The organism is Bartonella rochalimae ATCC BAA-1498 (assembly GCF_000706645.1).
Classification (GTDB): Bacteria; Pseudomonadota; Alphaproteobacteria; order Rhizobiales; family Rhizobiaceae; genus Bartonella; species Bartonella rochalimae.
This window is the reverse complement of the sequence record NZ_KL407337.1, coordinates 432866-459578: the sequence shown is the minus strand read 5'-3', so window position 1 is coordinate 459578 and position 26713 is coordinate 432866. Positions and strand designations below refer to the sequence as shown.

The 26713-nt window shown below is 36.2% G+C and carries 20 protein-coding genes, 1 tRNA gene and 1 pseudogene; 18 read left to right on the top strand and 4 right to left on the bottom strand.

Annotation, left to right across the window (positions count from 1 at the left end; translation table 11 throughout):
* Nucleotides 1–2: 2 nt before the first annotated feature.
* From O99_RS01985 to O99_RS01930, 12 genes are all read left to right on the top strand, one after another.
* Nucleotides 3–75, top strand: a tRNA-Trp gene (locus tag O99_RS01985).
* Nucleotides 76–290: 215 nt separating this feature from the next.
* The gene (gene secE / locus O99_RS01980; RefSeq protein ID WP_035006022.1) at nucleotides 291–503 is read left to right on the top strand and encodes a preprotein translocase subunit SecE; all 213 of its coding nucleotides are present in this window, start codon (nucleotides 291–293) and stop codon (nucleotides 501–503) included.
* Between the two features lie 20 nt (nucleotides 504–523).
* On the top strand, nucleotides 524–1054 hold the full coding sequence (nusG, locus tag O99_RS01975; protein ID WP_035006021.1) for a transcription termination/antitermination protein NusG: 531 nt from the start codon (nucleotides 524–526) through the stop codon (nucleotides 1052–1054).
* A 171-nt stretch (nucleotides 1055–1225) separates the two neighbouring features.
* Nucleotides 1226–1654, top strand: coding sequence for a 50S ribosomal protein L11 (gene rplK / locus O99_RS01970; RefSeq protein ID WP_035006020.1), 429 nt, complete (start codon nucleotides 1226–1228; stop codon nucleotides 1652–1654).
* Nucleotides 1655–1658: 4 nt separating this feature from the next.
* On the top strand, nucleotides 1659–2363 hold the full coding sequence (gene rplA, locus O99_RS01965) for a 50S ribosomal protein L1 (RefSeq protein WP_035006018.1): 705 nt from the start codon (nucleotides 1659–1661) through the stop codon (nucleotides 2361–2363).
* Nucleotides 2364–2722: 359 nt separating this feature from the next.
* Nucleotides 2723–3232 (top strand): 50S ribosomal protein L10, encoded by a 510-nt coding sequence (gene rplJ / locus O99_RS01960; RefSeq protein WP_035006016.1) that lies wholly within the window; start codon nucleotides 2723–2725, stop codon nucleotides 3230–3232.
* 113 nt (nucleotides 3233–3345) lie between these two features.
* Complete coding sequence (gene rplL, locus O99_RS01955; protein WP_035006015.1) at nucleotides 3346–3714, top strand: 50S ribosomal protein L7/L12; 369 nt, start codon at nucleotides 3346–3348, stop codon at nucleotides 3712–3714.
* 282 nt (nucleotides 3715–3996) lie between these two features.
* Nucleotides 3997–8145: a DNA-directed RNA polymerase subunit beta gene (rpoB, locus tag O99_RS01950; RefSeq protein ID WP_035006013.1), complete on the top strand. Its 4149-nt coding sequence runs from the start codon at nucleotides 3997–3999 to the stop codon at nucleotides 8143–8145.
* Nucleotides 8146–8317: 172 nt separating this feature from the next.
* Nucleotides 8318–12529, top strand: coding sequence for a DNA-directed RNA polymerase subunit beta' (rpoC, locus tag O99_RS01945; protein WP_035006011.1), 4212 nt, complete (start codon nucleotides 8318–8320; stop codon nucleotides 12527–12529).
* 470 nt (nucleotides 12530–12999) lie between these two features.
* Entirely contained in the window at nucleotides 13000–13386 is a 387-nt protein-coding gene (locus tag O99_RS01940; RefSeq protein ID WP_035006010.1) for a MerR family transcriptional regulator, read from the top strand.
* 1150 nt (nucleotides 13387–14536) lie between these two features.
* On the top strand, nucleotides 14537–15223 hold the full coding sequence (locus O99_RS01935) for a nitroreductase (protein WP_035006008.1): 687 nt from the start codon (nucleotides 14537–14539) through the stop codon (nucleotides 15221–15223).
* A gap of 316 nt (nucleotides 15224–15539) precedes the next feature.
* Nucleotides 15540–16937 carry an L-serine ammonia-lyase gene (locus O99_RS01930; protein ID WP_035006007.1) on the top strand — a complete coding sequence of 466 codons (1398 nt, stop codon included), beginning with the start codon at nucleotides 15540–15542 and terminating at the stop codon, nucleotides 16935–16937.
* Nucleotides 16938–17301: 364 nt separating this feature from the next.
* Here O99_RS01930 and O99_RS01925 read toward each other — a convergent pair whose 3' ends face one another.
* From O99_RS01925 to O99_RS07215, 4 genes and pseudogenes are all read right to left on the bottom strand, one after another.
* Complete coding sequence (locus O99_RS01925) at nucleotides 17302–17577, bottom strand: hypothetical protein (RefSeq protein WP_035006005.1); 276 nt, start codon at nucleotides 17575–17577, stop codon at nucleotides 17302–17304.
* A 31-nt stretch (nucleotides 17578–17608) separates the two neighbouring features.
* Nucleotides 17609–18958, bottom strand: coding sequence for a D-alanyl-D-alanine carboxypeptidase (locus O99_RS01920; RefSeq protein WP_035006003.1), 1350 nt, complete (start codon nucleotides 18956–18958; stop codon nucleotides 17609–17611).
* A gap of 952 nt (nucleotides 18959–19910) precedes the next feature.
* Nucleotides 19911–20345, bottom strand: a complete 435-nt coding sequence (locus O99_RS01915) for an HIT family protein (protein WP_035006002.1) — start codon at nucleotides 20343–20345, stop codon at nucleotides 19911–19913.
* Between the two features lie 160 nt (nucleotides 20346–20505).
* Nucleotides 20506–20931 (bottom strand): annotated as a pseudogene (locus O99_RS07215) (RidA family protein).
* A gap of 136 nt (nucleotides 20932–21067) precedes the next feature.
* On the opposite strand from O99_RS07215, the gene O99_RS01910 reads away from it, so the two are divergent.
* The 6 genes from O99_RS01910 to O99_RS01885 all read left to right on the top strand — a co-directional run bounded on the left by O99_RS01910 (nucleotide 21068) and on the right by O99_RS01885 (nucleotide 26641).
* Entirely contained in the window at nucleotides 21068–21904 is an 837-nt protein-coding gene (locus O99_RS01910) for an EipB family protein (protein WP_035005999.1), read from the top strand.
* Nucleotides 21905–22077: 173 nt separating this feature from the next.
* Nucleotides 22078–22878: a 30S ribosomal protein S2 gene (gene rpsB, locus O99_RS01905; RefSeq protein ID WP_035005998.1), complete on the top strand. Its 801-nt coding sequence runs from the start codon at nucleotides 22078–22080 to the stop codon at nucleotides 22876–22878.
* Nucleotides 22879–22981: 103 nt separating this feature from the next.
* Nucleotides 22982–23905: a translation elongation factor Ts gene (gene tsf, locus O99_RS01900; RefSeq protein ID WP_035005996.1), complete on the top strand. Its 924-nt coding sequence runs from the start codon at nucleotides 22982–22984 to the stop codon at nucleotides 23903–23905.
* A gap of 145 nt (nucleotides 23906–24050) precedes the next feature.
* Nucleotides 24051–24770, top strand: a complete 720-nt coding sequence (pyrH, locus tag O99_RS01895; RefSeq protein ID WP_035005994.1) for a UMP kinase — start codon at nucleotides 24051–24053, stop codon at nucleotides 24768–24770.
* Between the two features lie 37 nt (nucleotides 24771–24807).
* Nucleotides 24808–25368 carry a ribosome recycling factor gene (frr, locus tag O99_RS01890; protein WP_035005993.1) on the top strand — a complete coding sequence of 187 codons (561 nt, stop codon included), beginning with the start codon at nucleotides 24808–24810 and terminating at the stop codon, nucleotides 25366–25368.
* A 463-nt stretch (nucleotides 25369–25831) separates the two neighbouring features.
* The gene (locus tag O99_RS01885; RefSeq protein ID WP_035005991.1) at nucleotides 25832–26641 is read left to right on the top strand and encodes a phosphatidate cytidylyltransferase; all 810 of its coding nucleotides are present in this window, start codon (nucleotides 25832–25834) and stop codon (nucleotides 26639–26641) included.
* The last annotated feature ends 72 nt before the right edge of the window (nucleotides 26642–26713 follow it).

The window sequence follows — 26713 nt, the reverse complement described above, 5'->3', positions numbered from 1 at the left end:
TTAGGGGTATAGCTCAGTTGGTAGAGCGGCGGTCTCCAAAACCGCAGGTCGCGGGTTCAAGTCCTGCTGCCCCTGCCGTGGATTGTGATTTGAATCACAGTTAGAGAGAGGATAGACAGATTAGTTATGTTTATTTTCTTTTTTTTATATAGGGCTTGTTTTTTTATACATGAATCTGTATTGAGTAAAAGATGATGGGATTGCGTAAGGATTGTTGTAACTTTTCGCATTTTTGTCATGTTTTTTATTGTATAGTTTGCAATAAGATTAGAAAGAATGTAGTGTGATTAATGGTATCTAAAATCAATCCTATTACCTTTTTAAAACAAGTTCGCGCAGAAACAGCTAAAGTAAAATGGCCTTCGCGTCGTGAAACAGTGATTTCTACTGTTATGGTGTTAGTGGTAACTGCATTGGCTTCAGTTTTCTTTTTTGTTGTGGATCAGACGGTAAATTTTGGTGTATGGCAGGGTATTGATCTTCTAAAGTATCTTTTTAGTTGATAGTGCAAGGAAATGTGACTGTGGCTGCTCGTTGGTATATTGTTCAAGCATATTCAAACTTTGAAAAAAAGGTAGCGGAAGCTATTGATAAAGAAGCAAAGCAAAAAGGGCTTGATCATTTATTTAAAAAAATTTTTGTTCCGACTGAGCGTGTTGTTGAAATTCGTCGTGGTCGTAAGGTCGATTCTGAGCGTAAATTCTTTCCTGGTTATATTCTTGTTTGTGCTGAGTTGACAGATGAGGTTTATCATCTCATTAAGAATACTCCTAAAGTGACAGGATTTTTAGGCTCAGATGCGCGTCCTGTTCCTATTTCTGATCGCGAAGCTGAGCAAATTCTTAAACAGGTTAAGGAAGGGGTTGAGTCTCCAAAATCTTCTATGTCATTTGAAGTAGGTGAGCAGGTTCGAGTAGCAGATGGGCCTTTTGTTTCTTTTAATGGTATCGTTCAAGAGGTTGAAGAAGAGCGCTCTCGCCTTAAGGTTGAAGTGTTAATTTTTGGGCGTCCTACGCCTGTTGATTTAGAGTTTGATCAGGTTGAAAAGCTTTGATTGGGCTTAAAGTGATTTTTTTGATCACTTTAAAAATATAGAGAAATGTATTAAGATAGAAGGTGATTTATGGCTTTTGCCAGCTTAATGATCCAGACTATCAAACTGCAGTGGTTTTTTGGCATAATTTAAGTAGCCAATTTACCAGTATAAATTTAGAGGCAGGGTATTATGGCAAAAAAAAGTGTAGGTCAGTTGAAATTACAGATTCCTGCAGGGGCGGCTACTCCATCACCTCCGATTGGTCCTGCTCTTGGTCAGCGTGGTATTAACATCATGGAGTTTTGTAAGGCTTTTAATGCAGCTACGCAGGAAATGGAAAAAGGTGCGCCGATTCCAGTAGTTGTTACTTACTATCAAGATAAGTCTTTTACGTTTTCATTGAAGACGCCTCCGGTATCTTTTTTTTTGAAAAAGGCAGCAAATTTAAAAAGTGGTTCTAAAGAGCCAGGTAAAGTGTTTGTGGGGACGATTTCTCGTGATAAGATTCATTCGATTGCGGAGGCAAAGATGAAAGATCTTAACGCAAATGATATTGAAGCAGCAATGCGCATGGTTGAAGGTTCTGCTCGCTCTATGGGCTTAGAGGTGTTAGGCTAATATTATGGTAAAGATAGCAAAGAGAATACATAAAATTCGTGAAGGTGTTGATTTTAATAAGCTTTACGCTTTAACAGATGCTATTTCAATGGTCAAAGAACGCGCTGTTGCTAAATTTGATGAAACAATCGAGATTTCGATGAATTTGGGTGTTGATCCTCGTCATGCAGATCAGATGGTTCGGGGTGTTGCTCATTTGCCTAATGAAACAGGTCGAAATGTTCGTGTTGCTGTTTTTGCGCGTGGCGTTAAAGCCGAAGAGGCTAAAGCTGCTGGTGCAGATATTGTGGGGGCTGAAGATTTATTTGAAACTGTTAATAGTGAAACAATTAATTTTGATAGGTGTATTGCAACACCAGATATGATGCCTCTTGTTGGTCGTCTTGGTAAAATTCTTGGTCCACGGAGTTTGATGCCGAATCCAAAAGTTGGTACTGTAACAATTGATGTTGCTAGTGCTGTTAAGGCTTCTAAAGGTGGTGCTGTTGAATTTCGTGTTGAAAAATCTGGTATTGTGCATGCTGGCATCGGTAAGGCTTCTCTGGGAATTGAGAAAATAGTGGAAAATATTAGAGCTTTTGTTAGTACCGTTAATAAAGCTAAGCCGCAAGGTGCAAAGGGAGAATATATTAAGCGAGTTGCAGTTTCTTCAACTATGGGTGTTGGAATAAAGGTTGATCCTGCAACAGTTCGTTCAGAGACAATATGAAAAACTTGTGGTTTTATTGTGTATCTGATGGCTGAGATTATATTTTAGTTATCAGTTTTAGTTGGCATTCAGTTATCTGAGCTTTATTAAGCTCAGGTCATACCGGGAGAAATTCCGGAATGTCCTGTCCGAGATTGTAGGTGATACCTTGTTTAGGTGTCTTAATTAGAAAAGGCCTGCATGAGATTGGGGTAAGAACTTTGAAGTTAATAAACTTAAAAGGTTTGAGCCAAGATTGCCTTTGATCGTTTATGCGTGAAGAAGGGGGCAGGATCCTCATCGTTAGCATAGAAGAATTTCATGCTATCAAAGGTAACCAACAGATTTGTTTTAATAGATCTGTTAAATGGAGAAAGACAGTGAATAAAGCGGAAAAAGGAAAATTTGTTGCATGGCTTAACAAGACTTTTCAAGAGTCAGGTTCTGTTGTTGTTGCACATTATTCTGGTTTGACTGTTTCGCAAATGAGCGATCTTCGTTCAAAAATGAGTGAAGCAGGTGGTGCTATTAAAGTCGCCAAAAACCGTCTTGCTAAAATCGCTCTTCAGGGTACAAAATCTGAAGAAATGATGGATCTGTTCACTGGGCAAACACTTATTGCTTATTCAGAAGATCCAATTACAGCATCGAAAGTTGCTGTTGATTTCGCAAAGGCTAATGATAAATTTGTTATCCTTGGTGGCTCAATGGGTGAAACAAGTTTAAGTGTTGATGCTATAAAATCTTTGGCTTCATTGCCTTCATTGAACGAATTGCGGGCAAAAATTTTGGGTATGGTTTCTACTCCTGCAACCCGTATTGTTCAGGTTATTAATGCGCCTGCTGGTCAGGTTGCGCGTGTTATTGGTGCATATGCTCGAGGAGGATGAAGCAGCTATGCTGTTTTTTGTAATCTAAGCTTACAGAAATTCTTGATAGTTTTCTGTTTTTTTGGATAATTTCTAAACAATAATTCAAATCTTTTAAGTGAAGGAATTTTAAAATGGCTGATCTAGCAAAGATCGTAGAAGATCTTTCTAACCTTACTGTTTTGGAGGCTGCAGAGCTTTCAAAATTACTTGAAGAAAAATGGGGTGTTTCTGCTGCTGCTCCTGTGGCGGTTGCTGCTGTTGGTGCTGCTGCTCCAGCTGCCGAAGAGAAAACAGAATTTGATGTTATTCTTACAGATGGTGGTGCTCAAAAGATTAATGTTATTAAAGAAGTTCGGGCTCTTACGGGGCTTGGACTTAAAGAAGCAAAAGACTTAGTTGAGGGAGCGCCTAAGCCTATTAAAGAAGGTGCTTCTAAGGAAGAAGCAGAAAAAATTAAGGCCCAACTTGAAGCTGCTGGTGCTAAGGTTGAGCTTAAGTAAGTTTATTTTATTGGTAAATATTGATGTGTGCCAATTTCCCTGAGAAAAGGGGCTTGATTGAGATAATCCTTTTCCTTACAGTTTAGTAGCTGTAAGGGAATGGGCTGTTGTAAACGGCCTAATGGTAAAGTCAAATTAAGTAGATATATTGGTTGTTTAGATATATAAAAATTAGAGATACTTAAAAGGGTATCAAATGAGCTGGTCTGTATGTATGCAGACTGATGACATAAAGCTATCAAGGTTTAGTCTACCTTGAGCAGTAAAGATCGAGGAGCAACAATGGCTCAGACTTTAGCGATGATGTCCCAATTTAATGGCCGTAGACGTGTGCGTAAATTTTTTGGTAAGATTCCTGAAGTAGCAGAAATGCCGAATCTTATTGAAGTTCAGAAAGCTTCATATGATCAATTTCTTATGATTGAGGAACCGGAAGGCGGGCGTTTAGATGAAGGTTTGCAGGCTGTTTTTAAATCGGTGTTTCCTATTTCGGATTTTTCCGGAACAGCTATGCTTGAATTTGTTCGTTACGAATTTGATCCACCTAAATTTGATGTAGAAGAATGTCATCAACGTGATTTGACATATGCAGCGCCATTAAAGGTGATATTGCGTTTAATTGTCTTTGATGTTGATGAAGATACTGGTTCAAAAGATATTAAAGACATTAAAGAGCAAGGTGTCTATATGGGGGACATGCCTTTAATGACTGATAATGGTACGTTTGTAATTAATGGTACAGAGCGTGTTATTGTTTCGCAGATGCACCGCTCTCCAGGTGTCTTTTTTGATCATGATAAAGGAAAAACTCATTCATCAGGTAAATTTCTTTTTGCAGCTCGTGTGATTCCTTATCGTGGTTCGTGGCTTGATATTGAGTTTGATGCTAAAGATATTGTCTATGTTCGTATTGATCGGCGGCGAAAGATTCCAGTGACAAGTCTTTTAATGGCACTGGGTATGGATGCATCAGATATTTTGTCGACATTTTATAATAAAGTTTCTTATGAACGTACTAAGAATGGGTGGCGTACTCCTTATTCAGTTGATCGTTTTAGGGGCATGAAACTGGTTTCTGATCTTGTTGATGCAGATAGTGGTGAGGTTGTAGCAGAAGCTGGTAAAAAACTAACAGTTCGCGCTGCAAAGCTTTTAGAAGAAAAAGGTTTAAAAGCGATTGAAGTTAGTGAAGATGATTTGTTGGGATCCTATCTTGCAGAAGATATCGTAAATTATCAAACAGGTGAGATTTATCTTGAAGCTGGAGATGAAATTGATGAAAAAACATTAAAGATTTTGTCTGATGTTGGTGCTGATCAGATTAATATTCTTGATATTGATCATATGAATGTTGGTGCATACATTCGTAATACCTTAAAAGTGGATAAAAATGAAAGCCGGCAGGATGCTTTATTTGATATTTATCGAGTAATGCGTCCAGGTGAACCGCCAACAATTAATACAGCAGAGGCTATGTTTCATTCATTGTTTTTTGATCCAGAGCGTTATGATCTTTCAGCTGTTGGGCGAGTTAAGATGAATTTGCGTATGGGGCTTGATTGTCCAGATACAGTTCGCATTTTGCGCCAAGAAGATATTCTTGCTGTTGTTAAAATGTTAGTTGAATTGCGTGATGGTCGTGGTGAGATTGATGATATTGATAATCTTGGCAATCGTCGTGTTCGGTCGGTTGGAGAATTGATGGAAAATCAATATCGGATTGGTTTACTTCGTATGGAGCGTGCAATCAAAGAACGTATGTCGTTGGTTGAAATTGATACCATTATGCCACAGGATTTGATTAACGCAAAGCCAGCAGCAGCTGCAGTTCGCGAGTTTTTTGGGTCCTCACAATTATCGCAATTTATGGATCAAACCAATCCATTGTCAGAAATTACCCATAAGCGTCGTCTTTCTGCTCTTGGTCCAGGTGGTTTAACCCGTGAGCGGGCAGGTTTTGAAGTACGCGATGTGCATCCTACGCATTATGGTCGTATTTGTCCGATTGAAACACCGGAAGGACCGAATATTGGTCTGATTAATTCTTTAGCAACATTTGCTCGGGTTAATAAATATGGCTTCATTGAAAGTCCATACCGAAAGATTATTGATGGTAAGGTAACGAAAGAAGTTATTTATCTTTCTGCTATGGAAGAATCAAAACATTATGTGGCTCAGGCAAACTCTTCATTGGATGCAGAAGGACGTTTTACGGAAGAATTTGTTGTCTGTCGTCATGCTGGTGAAGTTTTAATGGCGCCGCGTGATCATATAGATTTGATGGATGTTTCGCCAAAACAGTTAGTTTCTGTAGCTGCTGCCCTTATTCCATTTTTAGAAAATGATGATGCAAATCGTGCGCTGATGGGATCTAATATGCAACGTCAAGCAGTTCCACTTTTGCGTGCAGAGGCACCTCTTGTTGGTACAGGTATGGAAGCAATAGTTGCTTGTGATTCGGGTGCTGCTATTGGTGCAAAACGTGGTGGTATTGTTGATCAAGTTGATGCAATGCGTATTGTTATTCGTGCAACAGAGGATTTAGATCCTTCAAAGTCTGGTGTTGATATCTATCGTTTGCAGAAATTTCAGCGTTCCAATCAGTCTACCTGTATTAATCAGCGTCCTCTCGTACACGTAGGAGATCGGATAGAAAAGGGTGATATTATTGCTGATGGTTCATCTACAGATCTTGGTGATTTAGCTCTTGGGAGAAATGTTCTTGTGGCATTTATGCCTTGGAATGGTTATAATTATGAGGATTCTATTTTACTTTCTGAGCGCATTGTTGCTGATGATGTATTTACTTCGATTCATATTGAAGAGTTTGAGGTTGCTGCACGTGATACAAAGCTTGGGCCAGAAGAAATTACCCGCGATATTCCTAATGTTGCAGAAGAGGCATTAAGAAATCTTGATGAAGCAGGTATTGTTTATATTGGTGCTGAAGTTCATCCAGGTGATATTTTAGTTGGTAAAATTACACCAAAAGGTGAAAGTCCAATGACGCCGGAAGAAAAGCTTTTACGTGCGATTTTTGGTGAAAAAGCTTCGGATGTTCGTGATACTTCTATGCGAATGCCTCCTGGAACTTTTGGTACTGTTGTAGAAGTTCGTGTTTTTAACCGCCATGGCGTAGAAAAAGATGAGCGCGCAATGGCAATTGAACGTGAAGAAATTGAGCGTTTGGCTAAAGATCGTGATGATGAGCAATCAATTTTGGATCGGAGTGTTTATGCACGTCTTGCGGATATATTAACGGGTAAAGTTGCGATAGAAGGTCCAAAAGGTTTTTCCAAAGGAAAGACTCTTGATAGTACAGTGATGGAACAGTATCCACGATATCAGTGGTGGCAGTTTGCTGTTGAGGATGAGAAACTTCAGAATGAAATTGAAGCTTTGCATAAGCAGTATGATGAATCAAAAAAAGCACTGCAACGTCGTTTTATGGATAAGGTTGAAAAAGTTCAAAGAGGCGATGAAATGCCTCCTGGTGTTATGAAGATTGTGAAGGTTTTTGTTGCAGTGAAGCGCAAAATTCAACCAGGAGATAAAATGGCAGGACGTCACGGTAATAAAGGTGTTGTGTCACGTATTCTTCCAGTAGAAGATATGCCATTTCTTGAGGATGGAACGCATGCCGATATTGTTTTGAATCCTTTGGGTGTGCCAAGTCGTATGAATGTTGGCCAAATTCTTGAAACACACCTTGGTTGGGCGTGTGCGGGTATGGGTAAAAAAATTGGTGATTTAATAAAGCTTTATCAGGAAACCGGAGATATATTGCCTTTGCGTCAACGTATTGAAAATCTCATTCCTGATGATGATCGTAATGAGCCGGTTCGCCACTATGATAATGAAAGTCTTATTAAGTTAGCACTTCAGATGAAGCAAGGCGTTTCGATTGCAACACCTGTTTTTGATGGAGCCCATGAAGCTGATATTAATATGATGTTGGAAGATGCAGGCTTAGATAGTTCAGGACAAGTTACGCTTTATGATGGTCGTACTGGAGAGCCTTTTGATCGTCCAGTGACTGTAGGATATATCTATATGCTTAAATTGCATCACCTTGTTGATGATAAGATACATGCGCGTTCAATTGGACCTTATTCACTTGTTACACAGCAGCCGTTAGGAGGTAAGGCTCAATTTGGTGGTCAACGTTTTGGTGAGATGGAGGTTTGGGCACTTGAAGCTTATGGTGCTGCGTATACTTTGCAGGAGATGTTGACGGTTAAATCAGATGATGTGGCCGGTCGAACGAAAGTTTATGAAGCTGTTGTTCGTGGTGATGATACATTTGAAGCAGGTATTCCTGAAAGCTTTAATGTATTAGTTAAGGAAATGCGTTCTCTTGGTCTTAATGTAGAGCTTGATGATGCACGTGAACTTATTGCACAACGAGTAATATCTGATTCAGAAGGTTAATTTTGAGGAAGCATATTTTAAAATAGTATGCTCTGATTTTTTTATAAAGTTATAATAGAGAAATTTCTATTAGATGGCGGAACATTTTAAAAGTGAAAACAAGTCTCAAATAAAGCTTTAACAAAGAGAAAAGCTATTGTGGCTAGTTTTAGAATCTTTGAAGGAGAACAGCATGAACCACGAGGTCATGAATCTTTTCAATCCTCAGGCACCAGTGCAGACATTTGACTCTATTCGTATTTCTATTGCGAGTCCTGAGAAGATTCTGTCTTGGTCATATGGTGAAATTAAAAAACCAGAGACTATCAACTACCGGACATTTAAGCCAGAGCGTGATGGTCTTTTTTGTGCTCGTATATTTGGCCCTATTAAAGATTATGAATGTTTATGTGGTAAATATAAACGTATGAAATATAAGGGTATTATCTGTGAGAAATGTGGTGTAGAAGTCACTCTTTCACGGGTGCGTCGTGAGCGTATGGGTCATATTGAGCTTGCAGCTCCCGTAGTTCATATTTGGTTTCTTAAGTCATTACCTGGTCGTATTTCTACTCTTTTAGATTTGACTTTAAAAGATATCGAAAGAGTTCTTTATTTTGAGAATTATATTGTTACAGAACCAGGATTGACATCTCTTAAGTTACATCAGCTTTTATCAGAAGAAGAATATATGCTTGCTGTTGATGAATTTGGAGAGGATCAATTTTCAGCTATGATTGGTGCAGAGGCTATTTATGAGCTTCTTGCGGGAATGGAATTGGATAAAATTGCTAATGATTTGCGTATGGAGTTAGCGGAAACAACTTCAGAATTAAAACAGGCAAAACTGATTAAACGGCTTAAGATCGTTGAGAATTTTCTTGAATCTGGTAATAAACCAGAGTGGATGATTATGAAAACTATTCCAGTCATTCCACCAGATTTGCGTCCATTGGTTCCATTAGATGGTGGTCGTTTTGCTACCTCAGATTTGAATGATCTTTATCGACGTGTTATTAACCGGAACAACCGCTTAAAGCGATTAATTGAGTTGCGTGCTCCTGGAATTATTATCCGCAATGAAAAGCGTATGGTGCAAGAAGCCGTTGACGCGTTATTTGATAATGGTCGTCGCGGGCGTGTGATTACTGGCGCAAATAAGCGTCCATTAAAATCCCTTTCAGATATGCTAAAAGGTAAGCAAGGACGTTTCCGTCAGAATCTACTTGGGAAGCGTGTTGATTATTCAGGTCGCTCTGTTATCGTAACAGGTCCTGAATTGAAATTACATCAATGTGGTCTTCCGAAAAAAATGGCTCTTGAGTTATTTAAGCCTTTTATTTATGCGCGACTTGATGCAAAGGGATATTCATCTACTGTAAAGCAGGCCAAGAAGCTTGTTGAAAAGGAACATCCAGAAGTTTGGGATATCTTAGATGAGGTTATTCGTGAACATCCTGTGTTGCTGAATCGTGCGCCGACACTTCACCGCTTAGGAATTCAGGCTTTTGAACCTATCTTGATTGAAGGGAAAGCTATACAACTTCATCCGTTAGTGTGTACAGCATTTAACGCAGATTTTGACGGTGATCAGATGGCTGTTCACGTCCCTCTCTCTCTTGAAGCGCAGCTTGAAGCTCGTGTTTTGATGATGTCAACCAATAATATTCTTCATCCAGCTAATGGTGCACCGATTATTGTTCCATCACAGGATATGGTTCTTGGTCTTTACTACCTTTCAATTGTTTCTGAAAAAGAACCAGGTGAAGGGATGGCTTTTGCAGATATGGGTGAATTGCATCATGCTCTAGAAAATAAAATTGTAACTTTGCATACAAAAATTAAAGGCCGTTTTAAGGATCTTAATAAGGATGGTGAAGTTGTTTCGAAACTCTATGATACAACACCTGGTCGTTTAATTATTGGTGAACTTTTACCAAAAAATCCGAATATTTCGTTTGATATTGTTAATCAAGAAATGACTAAAAAGAATATTTCTAAAATGATTGACCAAGTTTATAGACATTGTGGGCAAAAAGAAACTGTGATTTTCTGTGATCGTATCATGCAGCTTGGCTTTTCTCATGCTTGTCGTGCTGGAATTTCATTTGGTAAAGATGATATGGTTATTCCTGATAGTAAGTCTCATTTAGTAGCAGAAACGGAAGCTCTTGCTAAGGAATATGAGCAGCAGTATAGTGATGGTTTAATTACCCAAAGTGAGAAATATAACAAAATCGTTGATGCTTGGGGTAAATGTACCGATCGTGTTGCCGATGAGATGATGAAGCGTATTCAAGCAATTGAATTTGATCCTAAGACAGGTCGTAAACGGCAAATGAATTCAATTTATATGATGTCACATTCCGGTGCGCGTGGTTCTGCTAATCAGATGAGGCAGTTGGCTGGGATGCGCGGGTTAATGGCAAAACCGTCGGGTGAAATTATTGAAACACCAATTATTTCTAATTTTAAAGAAGGTTTGACTGTTAATGAATACTTTAATTCAACGCACGGTGCACGTAAAGGGCTTGCTGATACTGCTTTAAAAACTGCTAACTCTGGTTATTTAACGCGGCGTCTTGTTGATGTTGCGCAAGATGCTATTATTTCAACGGTTGATTGTGGTACTATGAAAGGCCTTACTATGCAGCCAATCGTTGATTCAGGACAAATTGTTGCTTCTCTTGGTCAGAGAATTCTTGGTCGTACGGCACTTCTTGATATTTTGCATCCAGTTTCTGGTGAGGTTATTCTTGAAGGTGGTGCAATGATTGAAGAATCTGATGTTGCTAAGATTGAAGAGGCAGGGATTCAGTCTGTTCAAATACGTTCTGCTTTGACCTGTGAAACGCGTCTTGGTGTTTGTGCTAAGTGCTATGGTCGTGATTTAGCACGTGGAACATTGGTTAATCAGGGGGAAGCAGTTGGTGTTATTGCAGCTCAATCAATTGGTGAGCCAGGAACTCAACTTACGATGCGTACTTTCCACTTAGGTGGAACAGCACAGGTTGTTGATTCATCTTATTTTGAGGCGTCTTATGAGGGTACAATAGAAATTCGTAACCGCAACGTGGTTAGGAATTCTGAAGGCCATTTGGTGGTTATGGGGCGCAATATGGCTATTATTATTAAGGATGAAGCTGGTAAAGAACGTGTTGTACATCGTATTAGTTATGGAGCACGTATTTTTGTTGATGATGGTGATGTTGTAAAATGCGGTCAACGTATAGCAGAGTGGGATCCTTATACACGGCCAGTTCTGACTGAAGTCGATGGTTATATAGGTTTTGAAGATATGGTTGATGGTTTATCAGTTACTGAAACAGCTGATGAATCTACAGGTATTACTAAGCGTTTGGTGATTGATTGGCGTGCTAACCCACGTGGTGCTGAGCTAAAACCAGCGATTATCATCTATACAGATAAGAAAAGCGAAACTATTGCTAAATTGTATAAAGGTGGCGAGGCCCGTTATATGATGTCGGTAGAGACAATTCTTTCTGTTGAGCCTGGTTCTTATGTTAAGGCAGGCGATGTTATTGCACGTTTGCCAATGGAAAGCGCTAAAACTAAGGATATTACCGGTGGTTTGCCACGTGTAGCTGAGCTTTTTGAAGCACGTCGTCCAAAGGATCATGCTATTATTGCTGAAATTAGTGGTACAGTTCGATTTGGTCGTGGTTATAAAAATAAACGCCGTATTATTATTGAACCACATGATGAATCCCTTGAACCAATAGAATATTTAATTCCAAAGGGTAAATTATTTCATTTGCAAGAGGGTGATCAGATTGAGAAAGGTGATTATATCCTTGATGGTAATCCAGCGCCTCACGATATTTTGGCAATTAAAGGTGTTGAAGCTTTGGCGTCTTATCTTGTTAATGAGATTCAGGAAGTTTACCGTTTACAGGGTGTTTTGATTAATGATAAGCACATTGAAGTGATTGTTCGCCAGATGTTGCAAAAAGTTGAAATTACTGAAGCTGGTGATTCTGGTTATATTGCAGGTGATCATGTTGATCGTATTGAGTTAGACGAAATCAATGATAATCTAATTGCGGAAGGTAAAAAACCTGCAGTAGGTAATCCTATACTTCTTGGAATTACAAAAGCATCTCTTCAGACACCCTCTTTTATTTCAGCAGCGTCATTTCAGGAAACAACGCGTGTGCTTACTGAAGCGGCAGTTTCTGGAAAAATTGATACTCTGCAAGGGCTTAAAGAAAATGTTATTGTTGGTCGGCTTATACCTGCAGGTACAGGTGGTGCGATTGCCCAAATTCGTCGTATTGCTACTGTTCGTGATGATTTGATTATGAATGAGCGCCGAAAATCCAGTGATGACGAAACCACGAAAGCTATGTTAACAAATATGACAACTAGTACTGTTGCAGAATGATTAATAATGCTAAGAAAGATGTAAAGCGCCTGAAATAAAATTAGGCATTTTTATTAGGCTTTAAAATTCAGAATAGCATTTCTGATAAATGTGTTTTTATAAAAGTTTTATAAGGTGATCTTAGATTTAAGAAATTTTAATGTAAATTAAAATTTTTAATTATAATATTTAGTATTTTGATTGTTCTACTATAAGTTTGCGATATTTAGGTAATTAGGAAGAGAAATTTATTTTTGTATATTGAAAATTGAAAGATCTATAAAATAAATGGTAGTTGTTTGTTACCTTTCAAGGGATAAGATAAAGAAGTTAGATTATTTGATAAAAAAGGTATTCTTTTTAGAAAGTTTTCTTCAGTTTATATTTTTTATCTTTCAAAAGAAAACAATAAGAAAATTCTAACTAAGATTTGATAAAAAGCCTATACGTTTTGGATAACAATGTAGTTGATTTATTGAACAGATATTAGAATGCAAGGATATTATTCAATTGATGATTTAACTCAAGAGTTTTCAATAACTGCTCGGACTTTGCGTTATTATGAAGAAGAAGGATTACTTACGCCTTTTCGGCGTGGGCGTAAGCGGTTGTATACGCAAATGGACCGTTGTAAATTGAAGCAAATATTACAGGCTAGGAGGGTTAATTTTTCCTTATCTGAGATATCCAATATATTCGCAATAGATAGAAAACCACCTGATAATGAAAAAAAACTTAAAGAATTAATTGAAACTATCAATAAAAAACGTGCTGATTTGCGGCAGATGCAGAGCGATATTACTGATTTATTAAATGATTTAGAATGTATCGAAGAGACTTTTTTTGAGAGTTTAGCTGAATTAGGAGTTAATCGTTAACTTTAAGTTTTATAAGTTTGACTAAAAACTTAGTAAAATTCTATCTCAAAATTAAGGTGTCTTTTAGTGATATTTATACTAATATAAAAAGAAATTACGTGTAACACTAAAATACTAAATATCAAAACTTGGATTGAGAAACACTAAACTCAAAATTGATTTGAGTAATTTTAGCTGTTGCAGTAGCCGGAATTGGGGCAGACGGTTATCCTCTTTTTTTGATCTAGGAATAAGAGCAAACTTAGTGTGAACAATTTTTATGTCTTTTCAAGAATAAGTAATACATATTGATATAGTGCATGAAACACTTAAATTATTGATTACAGTATCAAAAATTAATTTGTTGTATAAACACGGAAATTATATCATAGAATTACTATCTGTTCTATGTATTATAATATTTTTGTAAGGAAATAAAAACTTACAAGAGAAGTTGTAGAGATTATAGCAGTCAAATAACAATTTTAAATGCAGTTATCATACTTTATGATAGGATTTTTTCGCAAAATAATGTAAACAATAAGCATTCAAGAGATACCACCGTATTTCTGTTTATGTTTGGTACGATGTATTTTGTCTTGTTCTTTATTTAATATTCTATGTGTTTATAAATTTTTACATAATCATATTTTTTGCAATTAATGGTTCCCGTTGTTAAATAAAATAAGATTTTCAGAAATACATATAGTTGATTTTATTGATAATTTTAATGAGTTCTTCTTAATACCATAATAAGAGCAGATTATGCGGTTTAATGTTGTAATAATAAAGGTTATTTTATGCTTTATTGAATATTTATGTGCATTATGATACTCGCGCTATTTTTTCCTTATTGTTTTTGTTAAAGCTTGGTGAGTTTTTATATTTTATAAAGATTAGGCAATTGAAATATGCATTAAAGTATAGTTTCTGCAAATGATTTTAAAAATATAGAATCTATTGATTTTATCCCATTTTTATATAATTCATTGGTGAGAGAAAGCCATAGTAAGCAGAAAAAAAGAGATAAGATTAGCAGATAAAGCATGTAACCAACAAATTTGCCTTATCCAGTGTACTAGAGATCCTAAATTAGGAAGTATAAGAGTTTTTTTTTCATTAAAGAAGAGCGGCATTTAAATTATCTTTCATATAAGAGAAAGTAAGTACAATGAAGGGTTCTATTGTTGATGTTTTTCAATCTGTTTTATCACGAAAATCAATTCGAGCTTTCACTGATCAACCTGTTAAGCGAGAAGTAATTGAGCAAATATTAAGATTTGCAGCACGGGCTCCATCTGGAACAAATCTTCAACCCTGGAAAGTGATTGTTTTGACAGGGGAAGCGTTGCAGAAAGTTGGAGAGGAGCTTTCACAATTGGTATTATCGGGTATAAAAGGGGAGCGTGAATATCAATATTATCCACGTCAATGGCGTGAGCCTTATCTTTCTCGACGTAGAAAAGTTGGTTTAGATCTTTATAAAAGTCTTGGAATTCAAAAAGGTGAGCAAGAAAAAATGTTACGCCAACAAGCACGGAATTTTTCATTTTTTGGTGCACCTGTTGGATTTTTATTCACAATGGACCAAGATATGGAGATTGGGAGTTGGCTTGATTTAGGTATGTTTATGCAAACCATTATGTTAGTTGCGCGTGGCTTTGGATTAGATACGTGTCCCCAAGCTGCATTTGCTGATTATCATAAGCAATTATGTGCACTTTTGTCAGTACCTTCCGAAGAGCGTATTATTTGTGGTATGGCTCTTGGTTATCGTGATGCAAATGCTCCAGAAAATAATTTTGAGACTGAGCGCGAACCGATCAGAAACTTTGTGCGTTTTATTCAGTCATGTTAGGAGTTATTTTTATTTGTTTGAGTATAAAATGAAGAATTACACAAAATGTTTTATGAAACTTTTCATTTTACATTTTATTTTAATATTGCGTCTTAATACTTATTTTACTATATTTCATATAGTGAGATGGGGGTGTTTTAGGTTATTGTTTACTCCTTAAGGGTTAGATATGGAAAATGCTATAGAAAAGGATTGCTGGATGGTAGCAAGACGTGCTACGTTTATGTTTGTAGCTATTATTTTTTTTATTTACTTTACAATTTAATTTTAATGAAAAACGTGTACTCAAGATCCGCGTTTGATTTTGAGGTGGGCGGTGTTTTTATCTGTTTTTGAAATTTTTAAGATTGGCATTGGTCCTTCTAGTTCTCATACAATGGGTCCAATGCTAGCTGCTAATATGTTTTTGCAGGAGATTATTGCAAGGAATCTTTCTCAGCCATCGCGTCTTAAGATTTCTCATATTCGAGTTTATCTTCATGGTTCATTAGCTTTTACAGGAATAGGTCACGCTACCGATAGAGCTGTTGTATTAGGGCTTTTAGGGGAAAAAGCATCTACTGTTGATCCTGATTGTATAGGGTTGCTTTTTGAACAAGTGAAACGTGAAAAAAAAGTATGGCCAGAAGGTCATCCTGTTTATCGCTTTGATTTAGAAAGTGATCTCATTTTTGAAAGAAAAAGGATTTTGCCTGGACATGCTAATGGTCTCGCATTTGAAGGGCTTAATGCTGAGGGAAGTGTTCTTTTACGACAGATTTATTATTCTATTGGTGGTGGTTTTGTTGTAACTGAGGATGAATTAAATCGTGCAGATTATAACACAAAAGTAAAAACATCACAGGTGCCATATCCCTTTGATTCGGCTGATAAAATGTTATCAATGGCTAAAGCTTCGGGTTTTTCAATTGCTGAAATGAAACGTATAAATGAAGAAACCAAAATGGACCGTGCTGCTTTGAATACTGCACTTGATGAGATTTTTTCTGCTATGATAAATTGTATTGATAGGGGGCTTTTACAAGAAGGTGAGTTACCAGGTGGATTATGTATCCCAAGACGAGCTAAAAGACTTCATGATAAGCTGTTGGAGGATCAGAAAAAAAATTGCAATAAACCACTTTTAGCAAATGATTGGCTTTCTGTATATGCTATGGCAGTAAATGAAGAGAATGCTGCGGGTGGTCGTATTGTTACGGCTCCGACAAATGGTGCAGCTGGTGTTGTATCTGCTGTTTTGCGCTATTATACTCAATTTCATGATGGTGCAGATAAAGAGGGAATTCATAATTTTTTATTAACAGCAGCAGCTATAGGTGGTATTATTAAACATAATGCTTCTATCTCTGGTGCTGAAGTCGGCTGTCAGGGTGAAGTTGGAGCAGCGTCTGCTATGGCAGCAGCAGGGTTGACAGCTGCATTGGGTGGAACGCCAGCGCAGATTGAAAACGCAGCTGAGATTGCTCTTGAGCATCATTTAGGTATGACGTGTGATCCAGTTTCTGGTCTTGTTCAGGTTCCTTGTATTGAACGTAATGCGATGGGTGCTGTTAAAGCTGTAACAGCCTCTTCTCTTGCTTTGCACGGTAATGGAAACCATTTTGTTTCTCTTGATACTTGTATTGAAACAATGCGTCAGACAGGGCATGATATGAGTGAACGTTATAAAGAAACAAGCAAAGGTGGTCTTGCGTTGAATGTTTTATCTTGTTAAATCATTTAGTGTGTAAGAAAGTCATCAACCTAGTAAAGAAATTCAATAATATCAGTAATGTATGCTTTCTTACTTAAGCAGTAATGCACTATTAAGAAAGTTTTTAAGTTATTGAGCAGAAATACTGAATATTTTTGTTAATTTCTATAGGATTTTCTTTTCTGATAATGAAAAATACAATTGAGTTTTTTAGGTCTTAATAGACTAAGGAAATATAATATTTTTCTATTCTCAGCTTTTATTGTAAGGATAATATTATTTTAAAACTGACAGTAAAAAATGTCAGGCTCATTATAATCTTTATAGATTTTAAGATAAGAATTATTCAAATTTATAAAATATTTTTCTGAAATTTAATTGTAAACTATTTATTTGTTGCTCCTAGGCGGAGTTTAATAGGTACATTGCCAGTTTTACTTGCGACACGTAAGTGGATATGTACAGAAGGCATGGCTAAACGACGATTTCGAGTTGTTTGGCAAATGAGAAGGCTGACAAGAGAATGAGTATTCAATGTAGTTGAGTTATGTTTTAAATTAGCTAGTTTTGTTGCAGCTTCGTGAAGTGATCGTAATGAAAGAAGAGATGGTTGTTTGAAAAGCTTTTCTTTTTCAGATTGGTTAGTAGCATTATGTGTCATAGCACTATCCTTAACATGGAATTCAAAATTTTTAATAAGCTACAGTATAGCAGTTAAAATTTGCTTTCTTTAAAGCCATACAAGTATTCAGTGCAGCTTTTTTTGATGGAAAGCCAATAAATCGAGCGCGATAATAATGATGTCCATCTTTTTGAAAAGGTTGCATCTGCGGAGATGCATATCGTAAGGTAGAATGAGCAGCATTTGTTGCTTTTGAAAGCATGATCTTAGCTTGCTTTTCACTAGGAAGAGAGCCAATTTGGATAGCCCATCCACTATTTTTAGATAAAGAAGCAGAAATAACTGTATTCATTTTAACAGTCTCAGTTTTGTGAGGATTAGGAATTGGTATAATAACCTGGTTTACGGCAGCTACAGCTGTATTAGAATCGTTAGGCTGTTCTGCAAGTGCTGTTAAAAGGCTAGAAATTTCATCATCAGAATTAATTAAATTGTTTTTTGTAAGAGGTATAGGTGTAGCAGCTCCAGTAGGTAATTTATAGCGAGCAGTAGCCACCAAATGTTCATTACTCTCTACACGGCTTGCTTTTGGCAAATACTGCTTTAATAAATTAGCCATGTGAATGTTACGTGTATTAGATGATTTTCCTCCCATAACGACAGCAACAACAGAACGTCCATTGATACGCATTGATGTTGCTAAATTAGAGCCTGACATTTGTGTATAGCCTGTTTTGATTCCGTCAACACCTTTTATTGTTTTGATTAATGTATTATGGTTATTAATTGTCTGTCCACGAAATGTAAAATGTGTTGTTTTAAATAGCTTGTATTGTTCCGGAAAATGTCTACGTAAGGCTAACGCTAAGGTGGCCATGTCTTGCGCTGTAGAATAATTACGTGTATCTGGGAGGCCTGAAGCATTGGCAAAATGAGTATTTTTCATACCAAGTGTGCGCGCTTTTATTGTCATCATTTGAGCAAATTTTTGTTCACTTCCACCAAGATATTCGCCAATAGCGGTAGCTACATCATTTGCTGATTTTGTAATAAGAGCTTTAGTAGCGGCTTCTATAGAAATTGTTTGTCCTGCCTTAATACCAATTTTTGTTGGTGGGCGTGTTGCTGCATAATTAGAAATAGGAATGGGTGTATTTGGTGTTACGCGACCGTTTTTTATAGCTTCAAAGATCATGTATACTGTCATCATTTTTGTTAAAGAAGCAGGATAACGCTTTAAAGTTGCATTGGCTTGAAATAATGTCTTTCCTGTATTTGCATCTATAACAATAGCTGCATATTTATCAGGATAAGCTTCTTTAGGAGTGGCTATTGCCCAAGAGCAAAAAATAACTAAAACAGTGAGAGCAATTCCTACTTTTTTATAGCAATGCACAATTTCTGACCAGTTGATATACACTTAATAACATCCTATTTATGCTAAAAATTTTTTATTAATATTTACATTTTTAGTTGATTTTATATAATTTAAACGAATGATATTACTAATTTATTTATAAACATCATTTTATGAATTTTTATACCCAATTTAATCTAATTATAAAAAATATCGCCGTCAGAGAGGGCTTTTATTCTATGTGTAATCACATTACAATAATTGTAATTTAAATTTATAATGAAATTATCTAAATAAAAAGATTATAATAATGAAAAAGGCAAAAATTGGGGAATAAAAAAATTGTCGCTATTATACATTATATTATTCAAAATTTTAAAGGTTTAAATTAATTATATTTAAGGATCTTTTTATAAAGATCATTGACCAAAATTTTTAAACAGTTATCATTATTAAATGATGTTGAGAAGATTCATCTAAAATTATTTAATATTTTATTGTCGATGGTACATTATAGTCAATTAACAGAATAGAATAGTAAGAAAATTTGATTATTGTATATTTTAATTATGCTATTAGTGCTTAACTCAAATATAGCACAATCAGGTCGTTGAAGTTGTTGAAATGTATCGCAACGATGCTAATATATAAGCAACTAATTAGTTATCTATATCGAAATTTCATAATTAGTCCGATACTATTGTTTTATTTGAAATTTATCTCAATTAATCATCAGTTAGACTGTGCAAAAATCTACTTTTTAGCTTAAGGCACAGTTGATGGATCGAGACGCCAATTTTAAAATAACTAATTTTATAATAACTGGTGAAATTTTATTTGGTAAACTATGAAATAATAGTACAATCAGTATAATTATCTTCAAATTGGATGGAGGAGAAGGGGAGCTGTTGCTAAAACTTCACCTTCTAGTATGTTTACTTGTCTCAAAGTGGGAAAAGTTGATAGTATTTCATTTGTTTCTGTCAAAGAGACAGATCAGAGGAACTTTTGCAATCTAAGGGTGCATTAAAAGGGCTGCTCGGATTTTTTTTGCATTTTCTTCAAGTATTTCTGTGGGTGTTATTACATTAGTATGGGCATTGAGCTCTACTCCTTCCATACGCGGTATAATATGGAAATGAAGATGGTAAATTGTTTGTTTGCTAGCTGCTTCATTAAATTGCATAACGGTTACTCCATCTGCTTCAAAGGCTTTTTTTACTGCTTTGGTGATTTTTTGAACAGCTTTAATAACTGGAAATAATATTTCAGGATCTGCATCCAATAGATTTCTACAGCTTTTTCGAGGAATGACTAGCGTATGACCTTCCGCTTGAGGCATGATATCCATAAATGCAATAATATCTTTATTTTCATAGACTCTAATAGATGGAATTTCATTACGAATTAATCGAGCAAAAATATTATTATTATCATAAATTTGTTGCATGAAGCATTTCCTTTGATAGCGTCCTTAATCCAGAAAGAGTGTTAGTTACAATGGTTTAGATCTTAAAGCAAAAGAAGAAATGTGAAAACTTGGTAGAATATGAATGAATTTTTTGTTTTTATCTAAGATATTAGATTTCTATAAAGAAGGGCTTCTATTTCTACTCGATCATAGGAAGAACAGCAACCCCAATAGCAGAGCAAGCATGTTTTCCAGGCTCATCACCAAGGAGGTTTACAAGTAGATCAGAAGCTCCATTAGCAACGAGAGAAATATTGGTAAAGTTGGAATCTGCTGCAACAAAGACGCTGATTTTAAGTACTTTTTTATTTTATTTAAATTACCAAGGGCTGTTTTTATTTGTGCAGGGAATAGCTTACACTTGTGCTGAGTTTTGGGCTTGTTTATTGTTGACAGTTGCAGCAATTTTCCCAATTTCTACTGGTTTTCATTAGTAAGAGGTAACTGACTAGAGATAAAAAGCTGATTACCATTTTGTAATACTATTACAGTTTGTAACAGGTTGTAATACTTCAAGAATAATAGTGTTGAATTTTTCTAAATGATTTTCAATTGATTCGGTCATATTTTAGTCTCATGATTATTATATAATAACCTGCTGCATAGTTTTGATTTAATGAAAATGCTGTCGTTAATTAAGATAGAAGCTTTTCTTGATTTTTGATTATTTGATGGGTATGAGATAAGTCTGGAAGTTAAGAATGCTTAAGTTGTTGTTTATAATAGGTTTTTATATTATTTATTTATGTTCTGTAAGAGCTGAAGAAGCTATTTTTTTAGCTCCTCATCGAGTAGTTTATGATTTTCAGATGGATAATGCTTCTTGGGATCCGGTCGTTATAGGAATGTCTGGGCGCATGGTTCATGAGATCAAGGGGTCTGCATGTCAGGGATATACAACACATACTAGCCTTGGTGTTCGCGTTTATACGGAAGGTATGCCTGTTCGTTTAATGAGTCAGGAGGTAAAAACTTATACAACAGGTGATGGTCACAGATTCCACTTTGACATAAAAAAGGTAATGGAAAAAAATGTGGGAAAGAGTACCGAAGGAATTGCTGAGCTTACTAAAAATGGAACTTTAGTTAAATTAAAGAAACCAGAAGAAAATGTGTATAGGCTTGAGAAAGCTGATTTTCCAATTACAAGCCTGAAAAATATTATTCGACACGCAAAGGCTGGTCATCGTTTTTATAATACAACTTTGTTTGATGGAGATAATGGTGGCGATAGAGTGATAAAAGAAAGTGTTGTTATTGGAGAAAAGAAAAAGTCAGTATCTGATTCTGAGATAAAGGAATTGAAAAAATTAGATGAGAGTGGCTATTGGCATGTTATAGTTTCTCATTTTGATGATACAAAAAACAAGGATGGTTTACCGATTTATCGTCAGAGTTTTCATTTATATGAAAATGGTGTAGTGCGTCACTTGCTTATAGATTATGGGGATTTCTCAATACGTTTAAAATTGAAGAGTCTTCAATTTCTCGATGAGAAAAATGATCTGCATAACTGCAAACTTAATAACATTAAATGATGTGCAGAAAATAACTTGAAAAAAAATCAAATGTTATTATGGTAGCATTATCTCACACGCGGATTTTTGGGTGTTTACGGAGTGATTCTAGTGCAGAGTGATTCTGGAAAATGTCCACCGGTAGTAGGCTTGCTTACTTTTTCCGCGGAGGTCAAACCGGAAAGGATAAAATTATGGCATTACCAGATTTTACTATGCGCCAGCTTTTAGAGGCGGGTGTGCATTTTGGTCACCAGACGCATCGCTGGAATCCAAAGATGGCTCCCTATATTTATGGTCAGCGTAATAATATTCATATTATTGATCTTTCTCAGACTGTTCCACTTTTACATCAAGCGCTTAAGGTTGTTTCAGATACAGTTGCACGTGGAGGGCGTGTTTTATTTGTTGGCACTAAACGGCAGGCATCTGATATTATTTCTGATGCAGCAAATCGCTCTGCACAATACTATGTTAATGCACGTTGGCTTGGTGGTATGCTAACAAATTGGAAAACAATTTCTAATTCGATCCATCGTTTACGAAAGTTGGATAAAACTCTTTCTTCTGGGGTGCAGGGCTTTACTAAAAAAGAGCGTTTAAATCTTGAACGTGATCGTGAAAAACTTAATCGAGCGCTTGGTGGTATTAAAGATATGGGATCTGTTCCAGATCTTATGTTTATCATTGATACGAATAAAGAGAATATTGCTATCCAAGAAGCGAAGCGTTTAGGTATTCCAGTTGTTGCTGTTATTGATACTAACTGTGATCCTGATAATATTGATTATCCAATTCCGGGTAATGATGATGCTTCGCGTGCAGTTACTTTCTATTGTGATCTTATTGCGCGTGCTGCTCTTGACGGTATTGCTCGTCAGCAAAGTACGATGGGAGTTGATTTAGGAGCTCAAGTTGATGCGCCTATGGAGCCTGTGTTAGATGTGCCTGTGGAGCCTGTTTTAGAAGATTCGGCTACTGTTACTGAAGAATAATTTGAAAACTTCTGTTAAAGCACTTTTTTTATAGAAAAGGTTTTGAGTGTGCGTTGGATTTCTCTGTACGCGCTTTCATTATTATCAAATTAAAGAGGAAAATATGAGTATTACCGCTGCACAAGTGAAAGAACTTCGAGAATTATCAGGTGCTGGTATGATGGACTGTAAAGCAGCTTTAGCAGAAAGCAATGGTGATATGGAGGCTGCAGTTGATTGGCTTCGTAAAAAAGGAATAGCCAAAGCAGACAAAAAGGCTAGCCGTACAGCAGCTGAGGGGTTGATTGGCGTTTTATCAAAAGGTTTAAGTGCTGTTTTGGTTGAAGTTAATTCTGAAACAGATTTTGTTGCTCGTAACGATGCATTTCAGGAAATAGTGCGCAATGTAGCAATTGCTGCTTTAGATACGAAAGGAGATGCTGAGTCTGTTTCTGTATCTGTTTATCCAGGTTCTAAAGAGACTGTAGAGACAGTTATTAAAGATGCAATTGGTACAATTGGCGAGAATATGACATTTCGTCGTTCAGCTAAATTATCTGTTACTGATGGTGTTGTTGCTTCCTATATGCATAATGCTGTTGCTGATGGTCTTGGTAAGCTTGGTGTTTTAGTTGCTGTTGAGACTTCTGGGAATAAAGAAGCTGCTGCTGCTTTTGGTCGTCAAGTTGCTATGCATATTGCTGCAACTAACCCATTAGCATTAACAGCGCAAGATATTGATGCTAGTGCTATTGAACGGGAAAAGTCGATTTTTTCAGATCAAGCACGTCAATCTGGAAAGCCTGAAAATATCATTGAAAAGATGGTGGAAGGGCGCATGCGCAAGTTTTATGAAGAAGTGGTTTTGCTTTCTCAAGCTTTTGTTATGAATCCCGATATTACTGTTGAAACTGCTTTGAAAAATGCAGAGCAATCCATTGGCGCACCAGCTAAAATCACAGGCTTTATCCGTTTTGCTTTAGGCGAGGGTATAGAGAAAGAAGAGTCTGATTTTGCTGCAGAAGTTGCAGCTGTAGTTAAGAGCTAGTTATTTTCCGAATTATTTGTTAGAAACATCAAATTATAGCACAATAAATATTAAAAATTGTAATTATTTCAGGGGTATTACGTGACAAGATGGTGCCCTTAGTGTATCGAAGACAAAAAGTACAAATGCTTTTTGGGAGATTATAATGACATTAGCTCTTCGATATAAACGTGTCTTATTGAAAGTGTCTGGTGAAGCACTTATGGGAGGACAAAGTTTTGGCATTGATGTTTCAGTTGTAGATCGTATTGCTACTGATATTGCTGAAGTCCGAGCAATGGGCGTAGAGGTTGCTATTGTTATAGGTGGAGGTAATATTTTTCGTGGCGTTGCTGTTGCTTCACGTGGTGTGGATCGTGTAACTGGCGATCATATGGGAATGCTTGCAACTGCTATTAATTCTCTGGCATTATGGACATCATTGACGAAATTAAAGATTGAATCAGTTGTTTTATCGGCAATTGCTATGCCGCAAATTTGCGAAAGTTTTTCGCAGCGCAAAGCAATAAGCTATATGAATCAAGGAAAAGTTGTTATTTTTGCTGGTGGTACAGGTAATCCATTTTTTACCACTGATTCTGCAGCTACTTTACGTGCAGCAGAAATAGGTGCAGATGTGTTGTTGAAAGGAACACAAGTGGACGGTATTTATTCTGCAGACCCTAAAATAGATCCCATGGCTAAGCGTTTTGATAAATTAACGCATATTGAGATTTTACAAGGGGGGTTATCTGTTATGGATACAACAGCTGTGACTTTAGCACGTGAGAATAATTTACCTATTATTGTATATTCTATTCATGAAAAGGGTGGCTTGGCTAAGGTGTTGAATGGAGAGGGACAGTTTACGATAGTATCAGAATGAAAGTGATTTTCAGGATACAATGAAGGGAAGCATAAATATGGATATAACACTAATTATGGATGATCTGAAACGTCGCATGGAAGGTGCTATTTCATCTTTTAAACATGAATTAGGTAGTTTGCGGACTGGGCGAGCATCGGCTAGTTTATTAGAACATTTGACAGTTGAGGCTTATGGCTCTATTGTTCCAATAAATCAAGTTGCCAATATTTCTGTTCCGGAATCACGAATGCTGTCAGTCTCTGTATGGGATAAAACGATGGTTGGGGCTGTTGAGCGTGCTATTCGTGATTCTGGTCTTGGTTTAAATCCTATTACTGATGGTGTGAATTTGCGTATTCCTTTACCTGAATTAAATGAAGAGCGTCGAAAGGAATTAGTAAAAATTGCATATCAATATACAGAGCAAGCTCGTATTGCTGCTCGCCATGTTCGTCGTGATGGTATGGATAATTTAAAGAAGTTAGAAAAGGAAGGAAAAATTGGACAAGATGAAGCACGTAGTTTGTCTGAGAAAGTTCAAAAGCTTACGGATGAAACTATAGCTGAGATTGATAAAATTTTGGTTTTGAAAGAAACTGAAATTATGCAGGTTTAGATTTTTATCATTGGACAAGGATATCATATTCTTGTTATCTGCCATTTACTATAGATTAAGAGAATGGTAAAAATATATTATTTCGCAATTTTTTTGATAATCTTTTAATTCTTCAGTAAATGACTTACGATTGTAATAATAAAATATCTTATGTGAACAGAATATAGATATCAAATTTAATTATTTGCGTAAATTTTTCATGAGTAATGAGCAGAAGTTTTCTGATTTTTAAAATTGGGTAACATATTTTAACTCTCTTTTCTTTTTGTTTTTATTTTAATTTTAATCGATAAAATTTTGAAGTAATTATAGATGATGTTAGTTTTATAAGTGTCATTTTTTATCGAATTTTACTATCATTATTAGTAAATCTTAGAAAAGTACGGGTATAAAATATTGCATAGAAAATTTTGGATATTATCTCTTCACTTGATTCTTCTTTTTTTATCGTTTGGAGATTGTTTTGTCTAATCTTATGTCTCGCATTCTGACAGCCATTATTTTGGGTACTATTACTTTGTATCTAACGTGGTGTGGCGGAACTTTGTTTTTTTTGTTTACGTGGGGAATTGGTGGTTTTATTCTTTATGAGTGGATTGATATCACTGAAGAGAAATGGGGCCTCTTACAAAAAATATTAGCTAGTGTTTTTTATTGTGTTTGTGGTTTCTTGTTGATTTTTAGTACATCTGCTTCATTAGTGTTCAGTGTTTTAATGATTCTAGCAGTATTGTTAGCTCTCCTGTCTATTGGGAATGCTGGTTGGATTTTTGGAGGATTTATATACGCATCTTTTCCAGTAGTGGCTTTGTCTTGTTTACGAGGCTACGATTTATTGGGTTTTTGGAGAGTGATTTTTTTATTTGCAGTAGTGTGGAGTACAGATATCGCTGCGTATTTCGGTGGTCGTGTTTTTGGTGGCCCGAAGTTAGCACCACGATTTTCTCCTAACAAAACATGGTCAGGGGCAATCGTTGGAACACTTGCTGGGCTTTCTAGTGGCATAGTGGTTGTGATTTATGTTTTTGGTATCAGTGCAGTGAATTATTTTGTATTCTTCCTTGCTTTAATATTATCCATTATTTCACAAATAGGTGATTTATGGCAATCATGGCTAAAAAGGCGATTCTCTGTTAAAGATTCTGGTTTTTTATTACCTGGACATGGAGGATTTATGGATCGTATGGACGGGTTGGTGGGTGCTACTTCTCTTTTTTATATAATTGGCTCGTTTATGTTTGATATGAATACTCCTTTAATCTTTTTTATGTGATTTTATTGGAAAATGATACTTTGGAATTTTTAGGTCATATACTTAATGTGGGTGGTCTCTTTTTAAGAGGCT